Below are 25416 nucleotides of genomic sequence, written 5' to 3'. Positions count from 1 at the left end.
GGCCTGGTGGCCATTGCGGGGACCTCAACACCCGATCCCATCCCGAACTCGGCCGTGAAACGCCCCAGCGCCAATGGTACTGCGTCTCAAGACGTGGGAGAGTAGGTCGCCGCCAGGCCCGCTAAGCGCAAACAAAAAAACTCTCTACTATAAACATGCGTCCGTAAGTCGCGGACGACAGGAAAAGGCATCGGAATTCCGCATGCCATTGCCCACCCCCCGATCTCCTGCCAAACCTTATGCAACCGTCGATGACGTCTGTCTCGAACGCGGGCAACGGGCCGTTTTGCGCGAGATTACCGTCTCGCTGCAGGAACATCGGATCGGCCTCGTCGGCCTGAACGGCGCCGGCAAGAGTACCTTCCTCAGACTGTTGAATGGGCTCGTCCGCCCTGATCAGGGCACGGTCGAGGTGTTCGGCCATGACAGCGTGCGCGATGCAAAGCTGCTGCCGCGCCTCGTCGGCATGATGTTCCAGAACCCGGACCATCAGATCATCTTTCCCACCGTGCTGGAGGAAATCGCCTTCGCGCCGCGCCAGTTTGGCGCGAGCAAACGCGAGGCGGAATCCGCCGCGCGGCAATTGTTGCGCGCCCATGGCTGTGAAGACTGGGCAGAGCGACCGGTATCGCTGCTCTCCGAAGGGCAGAAACAGCTGGTCTGCCTGCTGGCGGTGGTGGTGGTCGAGCCCCGGTTGTTGTTGCTCGACGAGCCGTTCGCCAATCTCGACCCGGCTCTGCGGCTGCATTTTCACAAGCTGATGATGCAATTGCCGCAAAAACTGGTGTTGATCAGCCACGATCTTGACTGTCTCGACGGGTTCGACCGGATCCTCTGGTTCGACGCCGGACGTATCATTGGCGATGGGGCTCCTGAGGAGATCCTGCCGCGGTTTCGCGCCCATGCACAGGAGCGGGCGGCGCGACTTTCGGCGGATATGCTGTGACGGGGGTCTATCTGGAAGGGCGCAGCTGGCTGCATCGCTTGCCGGCCTGGGTTAAACTCGTGTGCCTTGCCGTCATGTCGATGCTGCTGTTTCCGGTCACCGACCTCACTCTTCTTGCGGGCGCATTGGCCGGAACCCTCTCCATTTACGCGAGCCTTGGACGCTCGGCTCTGGCGGCCTTGACCGCGTTGCGTCCGGTGTTTTTCCTGCTTGTCTGTCTGTTGCTGTTTCACCTGGTGCTCGGTTCGCTCGCGACCGGGCTGGTGATGTTGCTGCGGCTCGTCTGTCTCGTGCTGCTTGCCTCCATCGTCAGCCTGACCACACGGCTAGACGACATGATCGACGCGCTGGCGCCGGTATTGCGTCCGGCGGAATTGGTTGGTCTTTCCCGGCGGCGGCTGGCGCTGGCGATCGCGCTGGTGCTCCGGTTCGCACCGCAACTTGCGGCGGCGGGCGGGCAACTCGGTGCGGCCTACCGGGCGCGGACAGGGCGGCGCGGCGGGCTCAGATTGGTTGCTCCCCTAGCCCTTCAGGCTCTAAATACCGCCGATCATGTAGCGGAAGCCATTGCCGCGCGCGGCGGTGTCGACCCGCGACCTGTGGATCCAGCGCCTCTGACAAGGAGACCGATGTGAGCAAGACCATGACCGCTGACCGAAGCCTGGTGCATATCGCGATCTATGCGGCAATGATCGGCGCGCTGGGGCTGTTGCCGCCGTTCAGCCTGCCGATGCTGGGCGGGGTGCCGATCACAGCGCAAACCCTCGGGGTGATGCTGGCGGGCACCATGCTTGGCCCGGTGCGCGGCGCCCTCGCGGTGCTGCTCTTCTTGTTTGTCGTCGCCCTCGGCATGCCGCTGCTGGCGGGCGGGCGTGGCGGGCTTGGCGTTTTTGCCGGTCCGTCGGTTGGGTTTCTGATCGGCTGGCCGATTGGTGCGTTCGTCTGCGGCTTGATGATGCAGGCGATGCGCGCGGCGTCGACCTTCACGGCTGCGCTTGTCTCCGCCTTCGTCGGTGGCATCCTCGTCATGTACGCCTTCGGGATTCCGGGGCTTTCCCTCATGACCGATCTCACCCTCGGCCAGGCGGCGCTCGGTGTGCTGATCTATCTGCCGGGGGATACCCTGAAGGCGTTTGCAACGGCGGTGATCGTGCGGGCGGTGGAGCGGGGCCGGCCGGATGCGGTGCTGACCCGGCAATGAGCTTTGTCGGCCAGGCGATCCCGGATCACGCCCGCGACCGGTCCGATGCTCTGGCGCTTTCCTGCGGCGATGCGTGTTTGAGTTGGGAGACCTTTGCCGCGCGGGTCGATGCGCTCAGCGCGGCGGTTCGCGGCAGCGTCGCCCCGGGTGGGCGCGTTGCGCTGACAACCGCCGAACCGGTCTCGCTGCTCTGTGGTTTTTTCGCTGTGGCGCAGGCCGGGCGGGTGGCGGCGGTGTTCGACCCGCGCCAGTTTGCGGCTGGCATCGATGAGACGGCGGCCGAGCTTGCCTGCGCGCAGCTCACGGAGGTCGGAAGCACTTCGATTGCCGGGTATGATGCCGCTGAGAATGTGCCGCATTCGGAGCAGCTCTTCTATATCGGCTTTACCTCCGGCTCCAGTGGTCGGCCCAAGGCGTTTCAGCGCTCGCATCGCTCCTGGACGGAGAGCTTCCGGCTCTGCCGCGAGGCCTTTGCACTGGGACCTGAGGACAGGGTGTTCATTCCCGGCAGCCTTGGTCATTCGCTGCATCTGTTCGGCGCGGTGCAGGCGCTGGACATGGGCAGCTTCGTCGAGATTGCGCCGCAGTTCCATCCCCGGCAGATCCTGACGCGCCTGCGGGACAGCGCGGCGACCGTTCTCTACGGCACGCCAACCCAGCTTCAACTCCTGAGCCGCGCCGCCAGCCAGATCGGGTTGACCTTGCCGGGGGTGCGCCGGGTGCTGGTCAGCGGGTCGAAATGGAATGGCGGCGAACGCGGCGGCGTGCAGGACCTTTTCCCCAAAGCCCGCCTTTTTGAATTTTACGGAACCTCCGAGACCAGTTTCATCTCATATCGGCGAAGCGGGGATGGCAGTCCGGTCGGCTCCGTCGGGCGCCCCTTCCCGGATGTTGCGGTATCGATCCGAACAGTGAGCGGCGACTTCTGTCCGCCCGGCGTGCCGGGCGCGATCTGGATCGCCAGTCCGCTCTTGTTCGACGGCTATGCGCTTGGCGGGGAAGCGGATACCTGTCGCGATGGAGCCTGGCTGACGGTGGGCGATCAGGGTTGGCTCGATGGCGAGGGGCATCTCCATCTGGCCGGTCGTCGCAGCCGCATGCTGGTCACCGCCGGGGTCAATGTCTATGCGGAGGAAATCGAGGCAGTGCTGGCCGCGCGGCCGGATGTGCTCGGCGTGGCGGTATTCGGCCTGCCAGACCCGGTTCGAGGCACGCGGATTGTCGCGGCCATTCGCCCGTCGGGGGAGGCCTTTTGCGGTGACGCCTTGCGGCGGGCCTGTCTTGAGCATCTGCCGCCGATCAAGGTGCCGCGTGCCTTCTATGCGATGGAGGACTGGCCGCTGACGCCAGGCGGCAAGCCGGATCTGCCGGCGCTGGAGGCGCGGGTGCGGCAAAGGGAGAGCGACAATGGCAAGACAGGCGATCCTCGTCGCCGCCCGGCGTAGCCCGGTTGCCCCGCGCGGCGGCGCGCTGAAGACACTTGAGGTCGACGCGCTGGCGGCGCCGGTGCTGACGGCGTGCCTGGACGATGCCGGCCTTGATGGGGCGGCGGTCGATGAGGTGATCGTCGGCAATGCGCTCTATGGCGGCGGCAATCCGGCGCGCCGGCTGGCGCTGTTTGCCGGCGTGTCGGAGAGCGTGCCGGCGCTGACCCTCGACCGGCAATGTTGCTCCGGGCTCGATGCGATCCTGATGGCTGCCCGGCTGATCGAAAGCGGTGCGGCGGACTGCGTGCTGGCCGGCGGGGTGGAGAGTTTTTCCCGTGCGCCCTTGCGGCTTTCGCGGCCACGCGGGCCGGACGAGGCGCCGCGCCCCTATGATCGTCCTCCCTTCACCCCCTGGCCGGAGCGGGATCCGGAGATGGCCGATGCGGCCGCCGCCCTTGCCGCCCATGCGGGGATTGGCCTTGAGGACCAGCTTGCCTATGCGGTGGCAAGCCATGCCAAGGCCTGCGCCGCCCGCGAGGCCGGGCGACTGACGGCGGAGCTGGTGGAAAGCGCCGGGCTCTCGCGGGATGCCTTTGCCCGGGCTCTGTCGATGGCCACCGCACGCCGCTCCCGCGCGATCGCCGGGGAGGGCGAAAGCCGGATCCTGACGGCAACAACCGCCGTGGAAGCGGATGCGGCGGCCTTTGTCTGTGTGGTGTCGGATCGGTTCGCGGCGACGCGCAGCGTGCCCGACGGGTGCCGGCTGATCGGCGGGGCAAGCGCGGGCGCGGATCCGGAACTGCCAGGACTGGCGCCGGTGGTCGCCGGTCAGAAGGTGCTCGCCGCGACCGGATTGCACGCGGGCCGTATGGCGACGGTGGAGGTGATGGAAGCCTATGCGGTGCAGGCCATGGCCTGCGCCCGGGCGCTGGAGCTGCCCGCCGCTAGCCTCAACCGGGGCGGCGGTGCGTTGGCGCGCGGTCATCCCATCGGGGCGTCGGGCGCGATCCTGGCGGTGCGCCTCTTTCACGAGTTGCGCGGCGAGCCAGCCGGCGCCCTGGGCTTTGCGGCCATTGCCAGCGCCGGCGGATTGGGTACCGCTGCGATCCTGCAACGTCTGGCCGGTTGAGGGAAATGCGTTCCCGCGTAGCGGACCTCCGGGTGCATTCTTGACGAAAAAACGAGGTCGAGCCCGCGCGGACGCGGGGAAGTACTGGTCGTGCGGCTGATTTCCTGAGAATATGTCTTCTCTTCCTGCGTCAGTTTGCATAGGCTTTGGTCCATGTATGCGCCGCCACCTGCTTCGGACGATCTTGCGTTGTTCCTCGATTTCGACGGAACGCTTGTCGAAATCGCGGAAACACCGGATGCAATCGAAACCGAGGCCGCGCTGATTGGCAGTCTGCAACGCTTGATCACGCGCCTCGATGGCGCGTTGGCGATTGTCAGCGGCCGGCCGATCGCCGAAATCGACCGCTACCTGCGCCCGTTGAACCTCCCTTGCGCCGGGCTGCATGGGCTGGAAGCGCGGCTCTTCCCGGGTATGCCGGTGGAGCGGGCGCCGGTGCGCCCGGAATTGGAGACGCTGAAGGCGGCCCTCGCCGGCAGCGGGCTGCTGGGGCGCGGCGTGTCGCTGGAGGACAAGGGCGCGGCACTTGCCGTTCATTTTCGCATCGCTCCAGATTGCGAACCGCTGGTGTGGCAGGTGATGAGCGAAGCGATCTGCGATCTGCCGGATCTGCATCTGGTGCGCGGCAAGATGGTGGTGGAGGCAAAGCCCGCCCACCGGGACAAGGGCTGGGCGCTCGAAGCGTTCATGGAGCGGCCGCCGTTTTGCGGCCGCACGCCGGTCTTCGTCGGCGACGATATCACCGATGAGGATGGGATCCGTGCGGCGGAGGCCATCGGCGGCTTCGGCATCAAGGTCGGGGAAGGGGGCAGCCTTGCCCGGTTCCGCCTGCGAAATGTGGCCGACGTCCACCGCTGGCTGGCGCAAGACATGCCCGCCAGCCTGCATCGCCGGAAATCGCGTCCATGAGTGCTGGCGACATGCCCGCTGGTGAACAAGCGACGCTCGACCTGGCGCTTGTCGGCAACTGTTCCTTTGCCGGGCTGATCGACAGGATGGCCCGGGTGGTGTGGTGCTGCCTGCCGCGGTTCGATGGAGATCCGGTGTTCCACGCCCTGCTCGGTTCGCGCGGATCGGCGGCGGATGGCGCCTTTGCCATCGAGCTGGAAGGCGCGGCGCGCAGCGAGCAGGCCTATCTGCAAAACACTGCCATCGTCGTGACGCGGATCTTCGACGGCCAGGGCAATGCCATCGAGATCACCGATTTCGCGCCGCGCTTCCAGGCCAAGGGACGGATGTTCCGGCCAACGGCGCTGGTGCGGCGGGTGAGGCCGCTGGCTGGGCACCCGCGCATCCGTGTGCGCTGCCGGCCGTGTTTCGCCTATGGCAGCCAGGCGCCGGAGCGCTCCTTCGGGTCGAACCACATGCGTTTCGTCGGCGCCGGCCAGGCGATCCGGCTGACCACCAACGCTTCGATCACCTATGTGCGCGAGGAAACGCCGTTTCTGCTCGACGGGCCGCTGTCCTTCTATCTGGGACCGGATGAAAGCCTGACCCGTCATCCCGATACCCTGTGCCGCGAGTTCGAGGAGGAGACCACGCTGTACTGGCGGCTGTGGACCCGGCGCCTCGGGCTTCCCGTCGACTATCAGGAGGCGGTCATTCGGGCGGCGATTACCCTGAAGCTCTGCACCTTCGAGGAAACCGGAGCCATCGTCGCGGCGGTGACCACCTCAATCCCCGAAGCGGGGGGAAGCGAACGCAATTGGGACTACCGCTATTGCTGGCTGCGCGATGCCTTTTTCGTGGTGCGGGCGCTGAATTCGCTCTCCGAAATGGAGACGATGGAAAACTACCTGCGCTATCTCAACAACATCGCCTCCAGCACCAATGGCGATCATGTGCAGCCGCTTTATGGCATCGGGCTAGAGAAGAAGCTGATCGAGCGGACCGTGGATCTGCCGGGCTATCGCGGCATGGGGCCGGTGCGGATCGGCAATCAGGCCTATGAGCATTTCCAGCATGATGTTTATGGCAACATCGTGCTCGGCGCGGCGCAGGCGTTCTTCGACAAGCGGCTGTTGCACCAACCCGGCGTGGACGACTTCGAGCGGCTGGAGCTGATCGGCGAACGGGCCTTTGCCCTGCATGACCAGCCGGATGCGGGGCTCTGGGAGCTGCGGACCCGGGCAAGGGTGCACACCTCGTCCTCGCTGATGTGCTGGGCGGCCTGCGACCGGCTGGCGCGGATCGCGGGCCAGTTCGGACGCATGGAGCGTGCCCGGCTATGGCATGGGCGGGCGGAGCATATTCACCGGACCATCCTGCAATGTGGCTGGAACGAGGAGGTCGGTGCCTTCGTGGAAAGCTTCGGCGGGCGCGATCTCGACGCCAGCTTGTTGCTGATCGCCGAGGTCGGCTTCCTGCCGGCGGAGGATCCGCGCTTCATCGCCACGGTGGAGCGGGTTGGCACGGTGTTGCGGCGGGGCAATCATCTCATTCGCTACCATGCGCCGGATGACTTCGGCACGCCGGAGAATGCTTTCAACATCTGCACCTTCTGGTACATCGACGCGCTGGCCCGGATCGGCCGCAAGGAGGAGGCGCGCGAGATTTACGAGACGATGCTCTCGTGCCGCAATCATGTCGGGCTGTTGTCGGAAGATACCGACCCGCACAGCGGAGAGTTGTGGGGCAACTTCCCGCAGACCTACTCGATGGTGGGGATCATCAATGGCGCGGTGCGCCTGTCCGCCGATTGGGACAGTGTCGTCTAGCGCCCTTGCTACGGGGACCGGTCCGTCTGGCAAGGATTGCGGGGCAAACTAACGGGATTGCGTGTTTCCGGCTCTGCGGGGAACACCCACGCGCGCGGCACAAGCCGCCGGGCGGCCTCTGTCACCGCCGTTTCCCGGACACGCTCTCCGCCGGGGGGAGGGCACCGCTACGAACCAAATGGAGGACCCCAATGTCACGCCTTGTCGTCGTCTCGAACCGTGTCGGCCCGCTGAAGGACACCGGCCGAGCGGGCGGATTGGCGGTCGCGCTGGTGGACGCACTGACGCAGGCGGGGGGCATCTGGTTCGGCTGGAGTGGGGAGATTTCCGAGGAAGGCACCTTCGGCAATGTCCGGAGGGTTGGAGCGCGCAAGGTGCTGATGGCGACCCTCGACATGACCCAGGCCGATTATGATGCCTTCTATGTGGGGTATGCCAACAAGACCCTGTGGCCGGTGCTGCACTATCGGCTCGATCTGGCGGTATTCGACCGCCAGGCCGAGGAAGGCTATCTCAGGGTCAATGATCGCTTCGCGTCGCGGCTGCGTCCGCTTCTGAACGCGGACGACACGATCTGGGTACATGATTATCACTTCCTGCCCTTCGCCGCTTCGCTGCGGGCGATGGAGGTGGAGAACCCGATCGGGTTCTTCCTGCATATTCCCTTCCCGGCGCCGGAGGTGTTGGCGGCCTTGCCGAATGCGGCGCAGATGGTGTGGCGGATGCTCGCCTATGATGTCATCGGTTTTCAGTCCCGCCGCGATGCGGCGAACTTTCGCCGGTTCGCGGTGGAGGAACTGGGCGCCCGTGAGGCGGAAAACGGAGACCTGCTGCTCGGGGGGCGCCGGGCTGTCGTACGCGCTTTTCCGATCGGCATCGACGCGGAAGGGTTTGCCCGGCAGGCGACGACACCGGACGCCCGGCGCCACACCCGGCGGGCGGAAAAACTGCTGGCCGGCCGGCAGCAGATCATCGGTGTCGACCGGATCGACTATTCCAAGGGATTGCCTGAGCGGTTCCGCGCCTTTGGCCGGTTGCTGGAGGATTACCCGGAGAACAGGGGGCGGATTTGCCTGATGCAGGTGGCGCCGCCCTCCCGGGCAGAACTCGATGCCTATGCGGAGATCCGGCGAGAGTTGGAGGAGTTGACCGGCAACATCAACGGCCGTTTCGCGGATCTTGACTGGACGCCGATCCGCTACATGACCCGCTCCTTTACCCGGCGGGCGCTGGCCGGGCTCTACCGGGCCAGCCGGGTGGCCCTGGTGACGCCCTTGCGCGACGGGATGAACCTTGTCGCCAAGGAATATGTGGCGGCGCAGCGGGCGGAGGATCCGGGGGTGGTGGTGCTGTCGCGCTTCGCCGGCGCGGCGGAACAGATGTCCGAGGCGCTGATCGTCAACCCGCATTCGGCCGAAGAAGTGGCGGCGAACCTGCAAGCTGCGCTGACCATGCCGCTGGATGAGCGCCGCGACCGCTGGCAGGCCCTGTTCGACCGGATCTGCGAGAACGATGCCGCATCCTGGGCGCGGGCCTTCCTTGCCGCGCTGGAGAAGGGCCGGGCGATGGCGCCGCCGCGACCTGCCGGTGCCGCCATCACCCATGAGGCTGTCAGAAAGGAACGATAGCCTAGCTGTCCGTGCCCTGCTTCAGCACGCCCCGGCGGATCTGGTCTTCCTCGATGGATTCGAACAGAGCGCGGAAATTGCCCTCGCCGAAGCCCTCATCACCCTTGCGCTGGATGAATTCGAAGAAGATCGGGCCGATCACCGTCTTGGAGAAGATCTGCAGCAGGATCTTGGTGGTGCCGCCATCGATGACGCCCTCGCCGTCGATCAGGATGCCATGGCGCTTCATGCGCTCGATCGGCTCGTCATGGCCATGCACCCGCTCATGGGAACGCGCATAATAGGTCTCCGGCGGGCCGGGCATGAACTTCAGCCCGTTTTCGGCCAGCTTGTCGGTGGCATCGTAGATCCCGTCGGTGCCGACGGCGATGTGCTGGATGCCCTCGCCCTTGTACTTGCGCAGGTATTCCTCAATCTGGCTCTTGTCGTCGGTGGATTCGTTCAGCGGGATGCGGATCTTGCCACAAGGGGAGGTAATCGCCCGCGACACCAGCCCGGTCAGCTTGCCGGCAATGTCGAAGAAGTGGATCTGCCTGAAGTTGAACAGGGTGCGGTAGAAGTCCCACCACTTGTCCATGTTGCCGCGATAGACATTGTGGGTCAGGTGGTCGAGGTAGTAGAAGCCGACGCCCTCGGGCTTCGGGTCGACCGCATCCAGCCAGTCGAATTCCGCCGAATAGGCCGATCCCTTGTCGCCGTAGCGGTCGATGAAATAGAGCAGCGAGCCGCCAATGCCCTTGATCGCCGGGGCGTCAAGGGTCTTGTCGTCGCCCTCATAAGGCTCCGCCCCTTGCGCCACCGCGTGGCGGAAGGCATGGGCCGCGTCGACGACGCGCCAGGCCATCGAGGGGGCGCAAGGCCCGTGCTGTTCCACGAAGCGCGTGGCGAAGGAGCCGGGCTCGGCATTCAGCACATAGGTGATGTCGCCCTGACGATAGAGGGTGATGGCCTTGGTCTTGTGACGGGCCACCGGCACATAGCCCATCTTGCGGAACAGGACATCGAGCTTTTCCGGCTCCGGATGGGCGAACTCGACGAATTCGAAGCCGTCGGTGCCGGCCGGATTGTCGGCGCTGATCCGCGCCGGCGGCGCGTCATGTGGAAACGGTCCCATGGTCTGTCCTCCTGTGCCCCCCGTCCGGGTGCATTTATTTCAGGTTTCAAGGATAGCGGAGCCGGGCCGCACGATGTGTGCAAAGAGGGTTGCTCCTGTGCGGCGATCCGCACAAGATGTGCGCTCTGTTGTGATATGGTGCATGATATGGTCGAGATTGACGGGTTTGATCGGAAGATCCTTGCGCAATTGCAGGAGGATGCCTCTCGCACCAATCAGCAGGTGGGGGAGCGGATCGGCCTGTCGGCCTCGCAGGTGTCCCGGCGCCGGCAGCGGCTGGAGGAGGCGGGGGTCGTCCGTCGTTACCGGGCGGATATCGATCCGGCGGCGGTCGGTCTTGCCGTGGTCGCCTTCGTCGGCGTTGCGCTCAATGCGCACAGCCGGCAGAACGCTCGCCGTTTTCGCGACCTGGTGCGCAGCCTGCCCGAGGTGCAGGAGGCGCATGTGCTGACCGGCGACATGGATTACATGCTGAAGGTGGTGGTCGCGGATCTGGCGGCGCTGTCGGTGTTCATCAACGATGAGCTGTTGCCCCATGATGCGGTACGCAATGTGCGCTCGTCCATCGCGATGGAAACGCTGAAGGACGACAACCGCTTGCCGTTTGCCATGTGAGGGGTTTTCCGCTTGCGCCGACCCGGCGGCCACCCCAAATGCGGGGGCGAGATATTGTCACGCTGGATGGAGACCCTTGCCCATGTTCGACGCGAAAAAACTGCTGGATGGCTTTCTGGGAAACGCGGCGGGCGGCGCGCAGCAAGGTGGCGGCGGCGACATGATGGCGCGCGGTCAGGACTACCTGCGCTCGAACGCGGGCGGCCTGGCGGGCGGTGCTCTCGCCGGCGGGCTGGCCGGCCTGCTGCTCGGCACCAAGGGCGGGCGCAAACTGGGCAAGAAGGCCGTCACCTATGGCGGCATGGCGCTGGTCGCCGGTCTTGCCTACAAGGCCTACCGCGATTGGCAGGGTAACCAGGGGACGGCGGCGCCTGCCCCGGCTTCGGGGGCTGCCTCCGGGGACCCGGCGGTGTTGCCGCCACCGGCGGAGTCTCCCTTTGCCCCGGAGCAGCAGCCGGGCGGCGACCGGGCCTTTGCCCTTGTGCTGCTGACGGCGATGATTTCGGCAGCGAAGGCCGATGGTCATATCGATGCGGAAGAGCAGCGCCGGATCTTCGACAAGCTCGACAGTCTGGAGCTGGACAATGACGCCAAGGCCTTCGTGATGGACGAATTGCGTGCGCCGCTTGACCTGGACCGGGTGGTGGCGGGTGCGTCGACCCAGGAAGCGGCACTGGAGATCTTCGCCGCCTCGCGGCTCGCCATCGATCCGGATCATCCGGCGGAAAAGGCCTATCTCGATCTGCTGGCCGCGCGGCTTGGGCTCGATGCGGGGCTGGTCGCCGAGATCGACCGGGCGGTGCGCGAGACGGAAACGCTCTAAGCCCTTCGTCGCGGTTGCCGGTTCGGAGCTGCGAGGTGGCTTGCCTTTGTCGGCGCCCGGTTGCATCGTTCTGTCCGAAAGCCTGCTGGGAGGATCTATGCGCGAGCTTGGGGATTGGGATTATGTGATCGTTGGTGCGGGGTCGGCCGGATGTGTCCTGGCCAACCGCCTGTCGGCCGATCCGGATGTGCGGGTGCTGCTTTTGGAGGCGGGCGGCAAGGACGATTACATCTGGATCCATATTCCCGTCGGCTATCTTTATTGCATGGGCAATCCGCGAACCGACTGGGGCTTTTTGACCGCTCCGGAGCCGGGCCTCAACGGGCGTTCGCTTGCCTATCCGCGCGGCCGGGTGCTGGGCGGCTGTTCGGCGATCAACGGCATGATCTACATGCGCGGCCAGGCTCGGGATTACGATGGCTGGCGGCAGATGGGGCTGACCGGATGGGGCTGGGACGATCTCGTTCCGCTGTTCCGCCGGGCGGAAGATCACTACGAACTGGATGACGAGATGCACGGGCGTGGCGGCGAATGCCGCGTCGAGCAGCAGCGCCTGTCCTGGGAGATCCTGGATGCGGTGCGTGAGGCCTGCGCCGAAACCGGCATCCCGAAGATCGACGATTTCAACCGGGGTGACAATTACGGCTCCTCCTATTTTCAGGTGACCCAGCGGGGCGGGGTGCGCTGGACCGCCGCCAAGGGCTATCTCAAGCCGGTGCGCTCGCGCGCCAATCTCAAGGTGGTGACGGGGGCGCAGGTGACCCGGCTGCGGCTGGACGGGGGGCGGGTCACCGGGCTCGACCTGACCGTCGGCGGGGAGCCGGCGCGGGCCGGCGTTCTCGGCGAGGCGATCCTGTCCGCCGGGGCCATCGGCTCGCCGCAGATCCTGGAACTGTCGGGGATCGGCGATCCGGCGGTGTTGTCCCGGCACGGTATCGAGGTGACGCAGGCGCTGCCGGCGGTGGGCGGCAATCTGCAGGATCACCTGCAATTGCGCACCGTGTTCAAGGTGGAGGGGGCGGTGACGCTCAATCAGCTTGCCGGCAACATCTTCGGCAAGGCGAAGATCGCCGCCGAATACGCGCTGAAACGCTCTGGGCCGATGTCGATGGCGCCGAGCCAGCTTGGGGTGTTCGCCCGGTCCGATCCCTCGTTCGAGACCGCGAACCTCGAATATCACGTACAACCCCTGTCGCTGGACCGGTTCGGTGAGCCGCTGCATCCCTTCCCGGCGATTACGGCCAGTGTCTGCAACCTGCGTCCCGACAGCCGGGGGCATGTGCATATCGTGTCCGCCGACCCGGGGGCGCATCCGGAGATCCGGCCCAATTACCTATCGACGGACAGCGATCGGAAGGTTGCCGCCGACGCGCTGCGGTTGACCCGCAAGATCATGGCCGCGCCGGCGCTGGCCCGCTACTCGCCGTCGGAGTATCTGCCGGGCCCTCTGCTGCAAAGCGACGAGGAACTGGCCCGTGCGGCCGGCGATATCGGCACGACGATCTTCCATCCGGTCGGCACGTGCCGCATGGGCATCGATGCGGGGGCGGTGGTCGATGAACGGTTGCGGCTGAGCGGCATCGCCGGCCTGCGGGTGGTCGACGCCTCGGTGATGCCGACGATCACCTCGGGCAACACCGCCGCGCCGACCATGGTGATCGCAGAGAAGGCAGCCGATCTGATCCGCGAGGATCGCCGTGCGGCGACGGGACGATAGGGGACAGCGGGGCGATTGCGATTGTCCGCCGCGCTGACCATACGTAAACTGCGGGTATGAGGGATCTGCGGCGCGCGGCACGGCACAATGCCGTCTTTCTTGTTCTGATCTGCCTGTCCGTGCCCGTGACGGTGGTGGCGGGCTGGGTGACGTGGAGTGTCAGTTCCCGGCTTTTTACCGATGAGGTCATCACCCGTTCGCAGGCGCTGCTGGCGGTGCAGGCGGCGACGCTGGAGCGGCAGCTGGACAAGTTTCGCCTGTTGCCGCCCTTGCTGGCGCAGCGGCCGGATGTGCGGGAGCTGGTGCTGACGCGCGACCGGAGCGCCGGCGAGCGGGTCGCGGCGATTGCCGCCGGCATGGCGGGGGCGCAGGAGGTCGCCTTCTACGACCCGGCCGGGCATCTCATTGCCTCCAGCCACATGCTGCCGCGCGGGGCCGGGTTGATGCCGGCCCGCGACATCACTGCCTTGCCGCTGGAGGAAGCGTTGCAAGGGCGGCTTGGCCGCGCCTATCGGCCGGGCAACCGCAGCCTTCCCGGCAGCTATGTGTTCGCCTCGGCAACGCGCGGGGCGCAAGGCTCCAGCGGTGCGGTGGTCGTCTGGGTCAGCCTTGGCGAGGTCGAACAGGCCTGGGCCCTGAGCAAGGCGCCGCTTGTCGCCGTGGATGGCGAGGGGCAGGTGGTTGCAAGCAACCGGCCGGTCTGGCGCGGGCAGCGGTTGTCCGATCAGGTCGAGCCGCTGGGGGCGGTGACGGTGACCCTCGCGGAGACTGACAGTGAGGCGGAGACGGATCCGGCGGTGCTGCCCGGGGTGCTCGGTCTGGTGGGGTTGCCCGACGAAGGGCCGGACCGGTCGTTTTTGAGGATGACCCGCCGGTTGCCTTTGCTGGGCTGGCAGGTGATCGCCTTTGCCGATACCACCGCCGCGCGGTCGCAGGCGTTCAAGGCGACGGCAATCGCGGTGCTGGCCTGCCTGTTGTTCTCTGGCATCGGTTGGGTGGCGCTGGAGCGGCGTCAGGCCGGGCTTCGCCGCATGCGTGAGGATCGGCTTTCGGCGCTCAGGCTGGAACGGCGCGTGCGGCAGCGCACGCGCGATCTCTCCGAGGCCAATACCCGCCTTGCCAGCGAGGTGCGCGAGCGCGAGGCGGCGGAAGAGGAATTGCGCCGGATGCAGGCGGATCTGGTGCAGGCGGCCAAGATGGCGACGCTGGGGCAGATGTCGGCGGCACTTTCCCATGAGTTCAACCAGCCGCTGGCCGCGATCCGCTCGAACGCGGACAACGCCAAGCAGTTCCTCGATCTGGGCCGGCTGGACAAGACCGGCGCCGGGCTCGACAAGATCATCGTCATGGTCGAGCGGATGGCGGAAATCTCGCGCATCCTGAAAGGCTTCAGCCGGCGGGCAGGCACCCGGCTCGGCCCCATCGCCGTCAAGCCGGTGATCGACGAAGCCCTGATGTTGCTCTCGCCGCGCCTGAAGCAGACCGGCGCGCGGCTGGAAGTGCGCCATCTGGACGGACCGATCCAGGTGATCGGCGGGCATGTGCGTCTTGAACAGGTGGTCCTGAACCTTGCCGCCAATGCGCTGGATGCGGTCGAGGATGAGGCGGATGGGGCCGTTGTCCTGAGCACCTATCTTGACGGGGATTTCGGGGTGATCGAGGTGGCCGACAACGGTCCGGGGGTCGCCGACGAGCTGTTGTCGCAGGTGTTCGACCCGTTCTTCACCACCAAGGATGTGGGCAAGGGCCTGGGGCTTGGCCTGTCGATTGCCTACAAGATCGTTCACGATTTTTCCGGCACGCTGGCCATCGGCAGGGGCGAGACCGGCGGGGCGGTGTTCACCGTGCGCCTGCCGCGCGCCGACCGTGCCAGCGAGGCTGCGGCATAGCCATCAAGGGCAGGTGAATGGACAAGGCAACGGTACTTCTGGTCGATGACGAGGCGGATCTGCGCGAGGCGCTGGCCGAGGGGCTGGAACTGGCCGGGCATCAGGTCTCGGCGTTTGCCAGCGCCGCTGGCGTGGCGGAGCATCTGGCGCGCGATCTTTATGGCGTGCTGGTCACCGACATCCGGATGCCGAAGACCGATGGGCTTGCCTTGATGCGCCACGCGCTGGAGATCGATCCGGCCATGCCGGTGATCCTGATCACCGGCCATGGCGATGTGCCGCTGGCGGTGGAGGCGATGCGGTCCGGCGCCTATGACTTCATGGAAAAGCCGTTTCCGGTCAGCCGGCTGGCCAATGTGATCGAGCGGGCGCTGGAAAAGCGCCGGCTGGTGCTGGAAAACCGCATTCTGCGCGAACAACTGGCGCAGCGCACCGGACTGGAAGGGCGGCTCGTCGGGCGCTCGCCGGTGATGGAGCGGCTGCGCGGTCTCGTCGCCACCCTGGCCGATACGGATGCGGATATCCTGATTGTCGGTGAGACCGGGGCGGGCAAGGAGGTGGTGGCCCGGGCCCTGCACGAGGAAGGGCACCGCCACGGCGGGCCGTTCGTCGCGCTCAATTGTGGCGGCCTGCCGGCGGAGGTGATCGAATCGGAGCTGTTCGGCCATGAGCAGGGGGCGTTCACCGGCGCCAGCCGGCAGCGGATCGGCAAGCTGGAGCATGCGCAAGGGGGAACGGTCTTTCTCGACGAGATCGAATCCATGCCGCTCGACCTTCAGGTCAAGCTCCTCAGGGTGATCGAGACGCGGACGATCGAGCGGCTTGGCTCCAACAAGACCATTGCGCTCGATATCCGCTTCCTGGCAGCGACCAAGGACGATCTGGTGGTGGCGGGCAATGAGGGGCGCTTCCGCAAGGATCTGTTTTATCGGCTCAATGTGGTGAGCGTCGAGGTGCCGCCGCTGCGCGCGCGCAAGGAAGACATCCCGTTGCTGTTTCACCATCTGGCACGGGAGGCGCGGGCGCGCTACCGGCGGGAGATCCCCGATGCCACCCCCGCCTTCATCACCGGGCTGATGGCGCGCGACTGGCCCGGCAACGTGCGCGAATTGCGCAATGTCGCCGACCGGTTCGTGCTGGGGTTGGAAAGCGCCGATGGGCCGTCCGGCTTCGAGGCAGGGCAAAGCCTTGCGGAGCGGGTCGGGGCCTATGAGCGGGCGGTGATCCAGGATGCGCTGGCGCGCAACGGCGGCAGCCTGAAGGCCACCTATGAGGCGCTCGGTGTCTCGCGCAAGGCGCTTTACGAAAAGATCCGGAAATACGGTCTCGACCGGGATGCGCCGCTGGCCGAAGGCTGAGCGGGGCAGGCGGAGGGGCGGCGCGGCGCAGGTGGTGTGTCGGTTCCCACCCATTGGGGCGAATGTGATGGGTCGGAACCGACACATGACGCCCGGACGTGTGGCGAGTGTGGTTCTCGGGTGTGGCGGATTCCTGCGGTTTCGCGCGTTTGGCACGCAGGTTGCCTAAGGGGTGAGGCATCTGGCCGGGCTTTTGCCGGCGGCAGATGCCACCGGGGGCACGAGGCACCCCGGGTCAAACCAAGTCTGGGAGGACACCCATGAAGAAGTTCGCCACGGCCGCGCTTGCGGCTGCGTCCCTTGCCTTCGCCGCGCCGGCGTTTGCCGAGGACTGCCAGGACGGCGAGATGGTCATCAAGTTCAGCCATGTGGTGGCGGCGAGCGGCCATCCCAAGGGCGATGCGGCGACCATGCTGGCCAAGCGCGTCAATGAGGAGATGAACGGCAAGGCCTGCATGCAGGTGTTCCCGAACTCCCAGTTGTTCGATGACGACAAGGTGATGGAAGCCCTGCTGCTCGGCGACGTGCAACTGGCTGCGCCGTCGCTCGCCAAGTTCGAGGCCTATACCCTGAAATACCGGTTGTTCGATCTGCCGTTCCTGTTCCAGGATCTGGCCGCGGTCGACCGCTTCGCGGCGAGTGACGCGGGCAAGGGCCTGCTGAACGCCATGACCGACGTGGGTTTCGTCGGGCTCGGCTACTGGAGCTCCGGTCTGAAGCAGTTTTCCGCCAACAAGCCGCTGTTGCTACCGAGCGATGCCAAGGGCCTGAAGTTCCGGGTTCAGACCTCGGACGTGGCCGTCGCCATGATCGAGGCCATGGGCGCCAATGCGCAGAAGCTGGCCTTCAAGGAGGTCTATGGCGCGCTGCAGACCGGCGTTGTCGACGGGCAGGAGAACTCCTGGTCGAACATCTACACCCAGAAGTTCTTCGAGGTGCAGGACGGCATCACCGAAACCAACCATCAGCTGCTTGCCTATCTGCTGGTGACCTCGGACGAATGGCTGAACGGTCTTGATCCGGATGTGCGGGACCAGTTCCTGACGATTGCCCAGGAAGTGACGCTGGCGGCCAATGCCGCCGTGGCGGACAAGGAGGCGGCCAGCCGGCAGCGGATCGTCGATGCGGGAACGGAAATTCGGACCCTCACGCCGGAGCAACGCAAGGCCTGGGTCGATGTGATGAAGCCGGTCTGGGCGAAATTCCAGGACGACATCGGCGTCGATCTGATCGAGGCCGCCGTGGCGTCGAACAACGCCAGCTGATCGTGCCCTGACCATGGTCCGCCGGGGAGGAGCGCCTTCCCGGCGGATGGTCAGGAGACCGGGCTCCCGTGCCCGATGCGGACCGGGTCCGCGCCCCATCACCACTCCATGCCCGGAGAAAAACGATGCAACGCGTCGACAACTGGGTCACGCGCTTTGAGGAAGGCATGCTCGCCGTTCTCATGGCGGCGATGACCATCGTTTCCTTTTCGCAGGTGGTTGCCCGCTACGGTTTCAATTCCGGCTGGACCGGTGCGCTGGAGTTCACGCGGATCCTGTTCGCCTGGCTGATTCTGTTCGGCATGAGCTATGGCATCAAGATCGGCGCGCACCTCGGCGTGGATGCGGTGATCCGCCTGTTCCCGCCGCGCCTGTTCCGGTTCTTCGCCATTTTCGGCGCCCTGTGCGGTGTCGCCTATGCGGCCATTCTGTTCTCCGCCGACTGGCTGCAGTTCTTCGGCATCAACGCCCGTGGCGGCGCGCTCGATTACTGGCTGAAGATGTACAAGATCGGCATCGGCCTCGATGACCTGCGCTATCCGGAGTTCGTTCAGGAGACCTTTGGCACCCAGGAGCGGGTGCAGCGCTGGATCGCCTATCTGATCCTGCCCATCGGCCTCCTGCTGCTGGCCTATCGCTGCCTGCAGGCCACCTGGCAAATCATCACCGGCAAGCGTGACCTGATCATCGCGGCGCACGAAGCGGAAGAGCTCGTCGCCGAAAACAAGAACATCATCAAGGATTAAGGGGGCGTCATGGAGGCCGGTGTACTCTTCATCATGGTTCTCGGGCTGCTGTTCCTCGGCGTCCCGATCGCGATTGCCCTGGGACTGTCCAGTGTCCTGGCGATCGCCTTCTTTTCCTCCGACTCGATCTCTTCGGTCGCGCTACAACTGTTCACCGCCTCGCAGAACTACACCCTGCTGGCGATTCCCTTCTTCATTCTCGCTTCGGCCTTCATGTCGACCGGCGGTGTCGCCCGGCGGATCATCCGCTTCGCCATCGCCTGCGTTGGGCACATCCGTGGCGGTCTGGCCATCGCGGCGGTATTTTCCTGCATGCTGTTCGCCGCCCTGTCGGGCTCCTCACCGGCAACCGTGGTGGCCATCGGCACCATCGCCATCGCCGGTATGCGCCAGGTGGGCTATACCAAGGAGTTCGCCGCCGGTGTGATCGCCAACGCCGGTACGCTGGGCATCCTGATCCCGCCGTCCATCGTCATGGTGGTCTATGCGGCGGCAACGGATGTGTCGGTCGGCCGCATGTTCCTGGCCGGTGTGATCCCCGGTCTGGTCGCCGGCCTGATGCTGATGATCGCCATTTATATCAATGCCCGCATCAAGAACATGCCGAAACAGCCTTTCGCCGGTCTGGGTGAGATCCTGACCTCCGGCGGCGAGGCAGGGTTCGGCCTGCTGCTGATCGTGATCATTCTCGGCGGTATCTACGGCGGCGTCTTCACCCCGACGGAAGCGGCCTCGGTGGCGGCGGTCTATGCCTTCCTGATCGCTGTCTTTCTCTATCGGGACATGGGACCGCTCAAGGGTGTGCCGCTGCGCCGCGACGGCGAGAGCCTTGAAAAGGCCATCCTGCGCAACCTGTGGCTGACGGTGGTCAATTTTCTGCCCGGCTGTTTTCATCCGGAAACCCGCAAGGTGCTGACCGACGCGGCGAAGACGACGATCATGCTGATGTTCATCATCGTCAATGCGCTGCTGTTTGCCCATGTGCTGACCTCGGAGCGCATTCCGCAGACGATCACCGACTGGATGATCGGTGCCGGGTTCAACTGGTTCACCTTCCTGATCGCCGTGAACATCCTGCTTCTCATCGGCGGACAGTTCATGGAGCCTTCGGGTCTACTCTTGATCGTCGCACCGGTGGTGTTCCCGATCGCCATCGAGCTGGGGGTCGATCCGGTACATCTCGGCATCATCATGGTGGTGAACATGGAGATCGGCATGATCACGCCGCCGATCGGGCTCAATCTGTTCGTGACCTCCGGGATCACCGGCATGAGCCTCATTCAGGTGGTGCGGGCCTCCATGCCCTTTGTGCTGATCCTGCTTCTGTTCCTGGTGCTGGTGACCTACACGCCGGCGCTGTCGACCTGGCTGCCCTATTCGCTGATGGGGCCGGAGATCATCACCAACCGCTAAGCGGTCTCGCCATGACGCGGGGCGGTTTGCCGCCCCGCGTTTGTTCTTTCAAGACGTCAGGTATCGGCCTGATCCGGCTATCCGGCGTCCGGACCGACGTAGATCGCGGCGGGTCGCAGCAGGCGTCCGCCGGCCTGCTGTTCCAGCGCATGGGCGCACCAGCCTGGGGTGCGCCCCACCGCGAACAGCGGCGTGAACAGGCGGCGGTCCAGGCCGATCGCATCCAGCAGAACGGCGGTATAAAACTCCACATTGGTGCGAAGCTTTCGATCCGGCTTGTGCCGGGCCAAAAGGCGCTGGGCGGCCGTCTCGATGGCCTCGGCCTTGCGCAGGGCCGGCAGATCGGGGGAGAGCAGGGCAAGCCCCTCCTTCAGCACATCGGCGCGCGGGTCGCGGGTGCGGTAGACCCGGTGGCCGAAGCCCATCAGCCGGCGTCCGGCGGCAAGCTCGTCGGCAATCCACGCCTCCGCAGCCTCGGGGCTTTCGATGGCGTCGATCATGTCGAGCACCGGGCCGGGCGCGCCGCCATGCAGCGGTCCCTTCAGCGCGGCCATGGCCCCCAGCACCGCGTCGCCGAGATCGGCGCCGGTGGAGGCGATCACCCGCGCGGCGAAGGTCGAGGCATTGAGACCATGGTCGAGCACCGTCACCAGATAGCGCTCCAGCGCAGCGATCTCCTCCGGTCGCGCCGGCGTGCCGCGCAGCATTCGCAGCAGATCGGCGGCGCTGCCAAGGGACGGGTCGGCCGGCAGCGGCGCCTTGCCGTCGGCAAGTCGGGCGGCGGCTGCCAGGAGCAGCGGCTGCGCCCCGGCAATGGCGATGGCCGGATGCAGGTCTCCCGCCAAAGGAAGGGCAGCAAGGCCGAGCCGCATCCGCTCATAGACGCCGAGCCCTGTGGGCGCGGCGCACATGGCCGGGAGGGCAGCACTGGCGCGCTCGCGCGCGGCGGCGAACAGGTCCGTCAGGCGGGCAAGATCGGCCTTCGGCAGGAAACCCGCCCAAAGCAAGACGGTTGCCGCCTCGAACGACAAGGTGCCGGCGACGTCGCGCAGCTCATGGCCGCGCAGCAACAGCCGTCCGTTCACCCCGTCCACATGGCTCAACACGGTTTCGGCCACGGCGATGCCCTCAAGGCCGGGAGCGGCAGGCGTGACCGGTGTGACCCCGGCCGGGGTGTCGGCATCGGTACTGGCACTCCTGAGGCCTGGTGTCTGGATGGTCATGGCGATCCCCTTCCTGTCTGGTTGCATGGCATGTGGGGGATCATTCAGGGCGGGGGTTGATATCGTCAATATTGATAAATAAAATCAATCTATGGATACACCTGTCTACCTTTCCGCTCCGGAGGCAGCCAATGAACTCGGCATTCGCCAGGCAACGCTCTACGCCTATGTCAGCCGGGGGTTGATCCGCTCGGTTGCCGGGCCGGGACGCTCACGCCGCTACCATGCGGAGGATGTGCGGCTGTTGCGTGACCGGCGCGAGGGCGGGGAGGCCGATGGCGGCGGGTCGACGCCCGGCGGGCCGGTGCTGGAAAGCGCGCTGACGCTGATCGATGAGGCCGGGCCGATCTACCGCGGGCATGCGGCGGTGGCTCTGGCGGAAACCGCCTCGCTGGAGCGGATCGCCACGCTGTTGTGGGATTGCGCCACCGATCCCTTTGCCCGGCCGGCGCCGGATTTGCCGCTGGTCCCACCGGCGGGACTGCGGCCGCTGGAGCGGGTGATGACCGTGCTGGCGGCCTGGCCGATGGTCGACCCCTCCGCCTATGGGGTGTCACGTCCGGTGCTGGAGCAAAAGGGCGCGGCATTGGTCCGGGTCGGCGTGGCGGCGCTGCTCAATCGCGCCCCTTCGACCGAGCCGGTGCATCTGCAACTGGCGAGCGGCTGGGGCGTTCAGCCCGGGCCGGGGGCGGAGCTGATCCGGGCGGCCTTGGTGCTGTCGGCCGACCATGAGTTCAACACCTCGGCCTTTGCGGTGCGCTGCGCCGCCTCGACGCGAGCTCCCTTGCATGCGGCGCTGGGCGCCGGGCTCGGTGCCTTTTCCGGTGCCCGGCATGGGGCGTCGAGCGAGCGGGTGGAAGGGTGGCTGGACCGGATCGAAAGCGAGGCGGATATCGACAGCCTGATGCAGGAGCGGCTCTATCGCGGCGAGGATCTGCCCGGGTTCGGCCACTCGATCTACACGGTGCCGGATCCGCGGGCCGCCGTCCTTTTGCGCAAGATCGCTGACGCCGGGCTGGAGCATCCGCTGGTGCCGTTGCTGCCGAAACTGACAGACACCGCCACCCGGCTGTTCGGACAGGCGCCGAACATCGACTTTGCGCTGGCGGCGCTGCGAAGGGGGCTGGGCTTGCCGGAATATGCCGGCATGTCGATGTTCTGCGCCGGGCGGCTGGTCGGGTGGATCGCCCATGCGCTGGAGCAATACCAGCGGCCGGAACAGATCCGCCCACGTGCCCGCTATGTGGGCGAGCGCCCGCGCTGAGACGCGGCCGCCCGCAGAGTGGCGGTGTCAGACGATGCTGCCCAGCTTCATGGCGATGCTCATGTCGCCGCTGACCTTGATCTTGCCGGTCATGAAGGCGGTGGTCGGGTTGAGGTCGCCGGCCAGGAGCTTGGCCAGGTTGTCCTTGGAGATGCCGATGGTGCAATCGGCATCGGCATCGTCGTTGCTGACCTCGCTGCCCTTGACGAGGATGACGCCGTCGTCGCCGCAGTCGAATTTCACGCTCTCATCAATGCCGCCGCCGGCGACCTTGCCACGGACGGTGTCGGTGAGTTCGGCAATCGTCATGTCTTTGTCTCCCTTGTCCGGGCGCTTCAGGCCCGGTGATCTGCAGAGGCAGAAAACATGACGTTTACGTAATCGTCAAGGTTGCTTCTGCCTCTCCCCGAATTTTCCGCCGAAGGTTTGGCATGGGCGTGGCAGGGGCCGCAAGACCGGCGGCTGGACCCTAGAGGATCGTCACGCGGTTGTGCGGGACGATCAGGTAGCCGTAGAAATCATAGGTGACAATGACGTCGGCGCCGGCCGACTGGCTGGTCGGTCCCTGATTGACGGTCCAGTCCGCAGTGGCCGGATCGGTGATCGGGTTGCCGGCGAAGTCGAAATTCGTCACTTGATCGCCGCCATCCTTTTGCGACCAGGCTCCGCCGGTCTGGTCGTAGCGAACCCAGTGGTAATCGCCGGGCCAGCCGAGGCGGGTGTTGGCCGGGGAGATCAGCAGGGCGACCGCGTGGCCGTTGCCGACCTTCAGCCAGTTGACTGGATAGTCGGTGCCGAGCCATTGCAGCCCGTCTGCCTTGGCCCCTTCGACAACCGCCTCTCCGGTGGGGGGGAAGTCGAGGAAAATGCCGCTGGCCCGCCCTGGCTGGGCGAAGGAATTGGTGGCGATGTCGCAGCTGTAATTATAGCAGTTGTTGTTTGGCTGGAACCTTGCGGACATGAAGGCGCCGCCGCAATCGGTCGGCGGGGCGTAGACGGTCGCGCCGGTGTTCTCGATCGTATCCCCGTATTTCTGCACGTAGCGGGTCTGGCCGGTCGCCTTGTCGACCACCGGCACGCTCTGCGGCGCAATCACATGGGCCTGGTCCAGAACCACGCTCAAACGCACGTCGTCGGGGTGTACCATTCCGGAAAACTTGGGATGCAGGCTCATGAAGGCCTCTCTATGACTTGCGGAAAGATCAATCAAGGGTAGCATGGGCTGGCGCGAATGCAATATATGCGCGTATATTGTCGGCGGGGCACGTGAAAGTTTTGCCTTCGCCCTCTGACCCTACGGGAGGCCACTCATGTCCTTCGCGATCCGTGTTCTTTATACCGGTGGCACCATCGGTTCGGTGGACAGTCCGCTCGCGCCCCTGTCGGGTGCGGATTTCTGCCAGGCCTTCGACCAACTGGTGGGGCCGACCATCTTGCAGAAATATCCGGATGCGCAGATCAGCTACGATTATCTCGACCCGACGCTGGACAGCACCAACCTGCAACCGGCGGATTGGTGCACCATCGCCGCCCGGTTGATCGGCCAGCCGGGCGATACCACGCTGTATTCCAGCCATGATGCCTTTCTGATCCTGCATGGCACGGACACCATGGCCTGGACCGCCTCGGCACTGTCCTTCCTGCTGACAGGGCTGGGCGCGGATGGCTATGCCAATGCGATCCTGTCCAAGCCGGTGATGGTCACCGGTTCGCAATTGCCGCTGTTTTACCGGGCGACCCCGCAGGACGCGCTGTCGATCCTCTACAACACCGATGCGCTGCGCAACGTGCTTGGCGCCATCGATGCCATGCGCACGGGAATGCCGGCGGTCGGCCTGTTCTTCGATGATCGGCTGATGCTGGGCAACCGGACCTTGAAAACCAATGCCTCGCATTTCGATGCCTTCACCTCGCCGAACCATCCGATCCTCGATCTGACCGGCATCGAGGTCTATCTGGACAATCGCCAGTTCCCGCCGGGACCGTTCCAGTCCTCGCTGGCGCTCGATGACCCGGATGCGCTTGCCCGCCTGCAGGATCAGACGTCCTACGTGGCCGCGCATATCGACGATGCGGATGTACTGAATTTCCTCGCCTTCCCGGCGCAATACGACACCGGCGCCTCACCAACCACCAGTGCGCTGGCCAGCATGCTGCAAGGTGCGCTCAGTGGCGATGGCAAGGTGGGCGGCTTGTTCCTGCAAGGCTATGGCGAGGGCAATTTCCCCTCCGGCGACCCGGACGATCCGGAAAGCGGGGCGGTCTACAAGGTGCTGAAGAGCGCCCATGATGCCGGCATGGTGATCGTTGCCGGCACCCAGGTGATCGCCGGCATCGTCAACTCCACGGCCTATGCCTCCGGCTCCTGGCTGTCCGATTGCGGCTGTATCGGCAATTACGACATGCAGGGACCGGCCACCCAGGCCAAGCTTCTCTATCTGCTGGCGCTGCGCGACTACGAGAGCCGGGGCTGGTCGCAGGCGATGATCGAGGACATGATGCGCACGCCGATCGCCGGCGAGATGATGGATGTCAACCGGCTCGATTGCCGGGGCCTCGGCTTCCTGGCGCCGGGGCAGTCGATTTCCGCCTTCGACGGCAGCGCCACCCTTGTCAACGATCCCGATCTCGGTCCGGTCCTGCAGGATGCGTCCGGCACCCAGCTCTGGCGGGCGATGAGCGGTGCCTTCAATGCGCCGGGCCGGCTGGTGATGCAGGATGACGGCAATCTGGTGCTCTATGACCGGCGCAATGCGCCGGTCTGGGCGACCCGCGACTATTCCGTTGGTCAGGCCTATTCGGCGCTGATCCTGTCCGGCTCGACCACCAGCGGAGATCTGGCGCTCTATGTCTACGACTATCACAACGGCGAGGTGACGGCGGTGCTCTACGGCAGCGTGCCGGGGTGAGCCCCGCGATGGGCGCCGGTCGCTGGCGATCC

At 65.8% G+C, this 25416-nt stretch carries 22 protein-coding genes and 1 rRNA gene; 19 read left to right on the top strand and 4 right to left on the bottom strand.

Annotated features, from left to right (window positions below; genetic code table 11):
* The first annotated feature begins 2 nt into the window (after positions 1–2).
* The 9 genes from rrf to LC062_RS08395 all read left to right on the top strand — a co-directional run bounded on the left by rrf (position 3) and on the right by LC062_RS08395 (position 9048).
* Positions 3–118, top strand: a 5S ribosomal RNA gene (gene rrf, locus LC062_RS08435).
* An 84-nt stretch (positions 119–202) separates the two neighbouring features.
* Positions 203–946: an energy-coupling factor ABC transporter ATP-binding protein gene (locus LC062_RS08430; protein WP_224910584.1), complete on the top strand. Its 744-nt coding sequence runs from the start codon at positions 203–205 to the stop codon at positions 944–946.
* Entirely contained in the window at positions 943–1581 is a 639-nt protein-coding gene (locus LC062_RS08425; protein WP_224910583.1) for a CbiQ family ECF transporter T component, read from the top strand. Before LC062_RS08430 ends, LC062_RS08425 begins: the two co-directional genes overlap by 4 nt.
* Before the next feature lie 8 nt (positions 1582–1589).
* Positions 1590–2147 (top strand): biotin transporter BioY, encoded by a 558-nt coding sequence (locus tag LC062_RS08420; protein ID WP_224910596.1) that lies wholly within the window; start codon positions 1590–1592, stop codon positions 2145–2147.
* Positions 2144–3592 (top strand): AMP-binding protein, encoded by a 1449-nt coding sequence (locus LC062_RS08415; RefSeq protein WP_224910582.1) that lies wholly within the window; start codon positions 2144–2146, stop codon positions 3590–3592. Before LC062_RS08420 ends, LC062_RS08415 begins: the two co-directional genes overlap by 4 nt.
* A complete protein-coding gene (locus tag LC062_RS08410) occupies positions 3555–4703 on the top strand; it encodes a thiolase family protein (protein ID WP_224910581.1) in 1149 nt (382 codons plus the stop codon). Before LC062_RS08415 ends, LC062_RS08410 begins: the two co-directional genes overlap by 38 nt.
* 153 nt (positions 4704–4856) lie before the next feature.
* Positions 4857–5612 (top strand): trehalose-phosphatase, encoded by a 756-nt coding sequence (gene otsB, locus LC062_RS08405; RefSeq protein WP_224910580.1) that lies wholly within the window; start codon positions 4857–4859, stop codon positions 5610–5612.
* A complete protein-coding gene (locus tag LC062_RS08400; protein ID WP_224910579.1) occupies positions 5609–7420 on the top strand; it encodes a glycoside hydrolase family 15 protein in 1812 nt (603 codons plus the stop codon). The genes otsB and LC062_RS08400 overlap by 4 nt, the downstream gene beginning before the upstream one ends.
* 191 nt (positions 7421–7611) lie before the next feature.
* Complete coding sequence (locus tag LC062_RS08395; protein ID WP_224910578.1) at positions 7612–9048, top strand: alpha,alpha-trehalose-phosphate synthase (UDP-forming); 1437 nt, start codon at positions 7612–7614, stop codon at positions 9046–9048.
* Between the two features lies 1 nt (position 9049).
* On the opposite strand, the gene hppD is transcribed toward LC062_RS08395, so the two are convergent.
* Complete coding sequence (gene hppD / locus LC062_RS08390; protein ID WP_224910577.1) at positions 9050–10162, bottom strand: 4-hydroxyphenylpyruvate dioxygenase; 1113 nt, start codon at positions 10160–10162, stop codon at positions 9050–9052.
* Between the two features lie 147 nt (positions 10163–10309).
* Here hppD and LC062_RS08385 point away from each other — a divergent pair, with 147 nt between their 5' ends.
* The 8 genes from LC062_RS08385 (at position 10310) to LC062_RS08350 (ending at position 19988) form a co-directional block, all read left to right on the top strand.
* Complete coding sequence (locus LC062_RS08385) at positions 10310–10777, top strand: Lrp/AsnC family transcriptional regulator (RefSeq protein WP_224910576.1); 468 nt, start codon at positions 10310–10312, stop codon at positions 10775–10777.
* Between the two features lie 82 nt (positions 10778–10859).
* Positions 10860–11600 (top strand): tellurite resistance TerB family protein, encoded by a 741-nt coding sequence (locus LC062_RS08380; RefSeq protein WP_224910575.1) that lies wholly within the window; start codon positions 10860–10862, stop codon positions 11598–11600.
* A 97-nt stretch (positions 11601–11697) separates the two neighbouring features.
* Positions 11698–13317 carry a GMC family oxidoreductase gene (locus LC062_RS08375; RefSeq protein ID WP_224910574.1) on the top strand — a complete coding sequence of 540 codons (1620 nt, stop codon included), beginning with the start codon at positions 11698–11700 and terminating at the stop codon, positions 13315–13317.
* Positions 13318–13373: 56 nt separating this feature from the next.
* A complete protein-coding gene (locus LC062_RS08370) occupies positions 13374–15206 on the top strand; it encodes a sensor histidine kinase (RefSeq protein WP_224910573.1) in 1833 nt (610 codons plus the stop codon).
* A 17-nt stretch (positions 15207–15223) separates the two neighbouring features.
* Positions 15224–16564 (top strand): sigma-54-dependent transcriptional regulator, encoded by a 1341-nt coding sequence (locus LC062_RS08365; protein WP_224910572.1) that lies wholly within the window; start codon positions 15224–15226, stop codon positions 16562–16564.
* Positions 16565–16824: 260 nt separating this feature from the next.
* Complete coding sequence (locus LC062_RS08360) at positions 16825–17829, top strand: DctP family TRAP transporter solute-binding subunit (protein WP_224910571.1); 1005 nt, start codon at positions 16825–16827, stop codon at positions 17827–17829.
* 125 nt (positions 17830–17954) lie between these two features.
* A complete protein-coding gene (locus LC062_RS08355; protein ID WP_224910570.1) occupies positions 17955–18575 on the top strand; it encodes a TRAP transporter small permease in 621 nt (206 codons plus the stop codon).
* 9 nt (positions 18576–18584) lie between these two features.
* The gene (locus LC062_RS08350; protein WP_224910569.1) at positions 18585–19988 is read left to right on the top strand and encodes a TRAP transporter large permease; all 1404 of its coding nucleotides are present in this window, start codon (positions 18585–18587) and stop codon (positions 19986–19988) included.
* A gap of 77 nt (positions 19989–20065) precedes the next feature.
* On the opposite strand, the gene LC062_RS08345 is transcribed toward LC062_RS08350, so the two are convergent.
* The gene (locus tag LC062_RS08345) at positions 20066–21211 is read right to left on the bottom strand and encodes a citrate synthase (RefSeq protein WP_224910568.1); all 1146 of its coding nucleotides are present in this window, start codon (positions 21209–21211) and stop codon (positions 20066–20068) included.
* Positions 21212–21302: 91 nt separating this feature from the next.
* On the opposite strand from LC062_RS08345, the gene LC062_RS08340 reads away from it, so the two are divergent.
* Positions 21303–22475 (top strand): citrate synthase family protein, encoded by a 1173-nt coding sequence (locus LC062_RS08340; RefSeq protein ID WP_224910567.1) that lies wholly within the window; start codon positions 21303–21305, stop codon positions 22473–22475.
* Between the two features lie 27 nt (positions 22476–22502).
* Here the strand turns inward: LC062_RS08340 and LC062_RS08335 are convergent, their stop codons facing one another.
* Positions 22503–22784: an SCP2 sterol-binding domain-containing protein gene (locus tag LC062_RS08335; RefSeq protein ID WP_181760602.1), complete on the bottom strand. Its 282-nt coding sequence runs from the start codon at positions 22782–22784 to the stop codon at positions 22503–22505.
* Between the two features lie 160 nt (positions 22785–22944).
* Positions 22945–23649, bottom strand: coding sequence for a hypothetical protein (locus LC062_RS08330; protein ID WP_224910566.1), 705 nt, complete (start codon positions 23647–23649; stop codon positions 22945–22947).
* A gap of 136 nt (positions 23650–23785) precedes the next feature.
* Between LC062_RS08330 and LC062_RS08325 the strand changes: the two genes are divergently transcribed.
* Positions 23786–25384 (top strand): asparaginase domain-containing protein, encoded by a 1599-nt coding sequence (locus tag LC062_RS08325; protein ID WP_224910565.1) that lies wholly within the window; start codon positions 23786–23788, stop codon positions 25382–25384.
* Positions 25385–25416 lie beyond the last annotated feature (32 nt).

The sequence above is a fragment of the Stappia indica genome, from assembly GCF_020177335.1.
GTDB classification, from domain to species: domain Bacteria; phylum Pseudomonadota; class Alphaproteobacteria; order Rhizobiales; family Stappiaceae; genus Stappia; species Stappia indica_B.
This window is presented reverse-complemented; position numbering and strand designations above follow the sequence as displayed.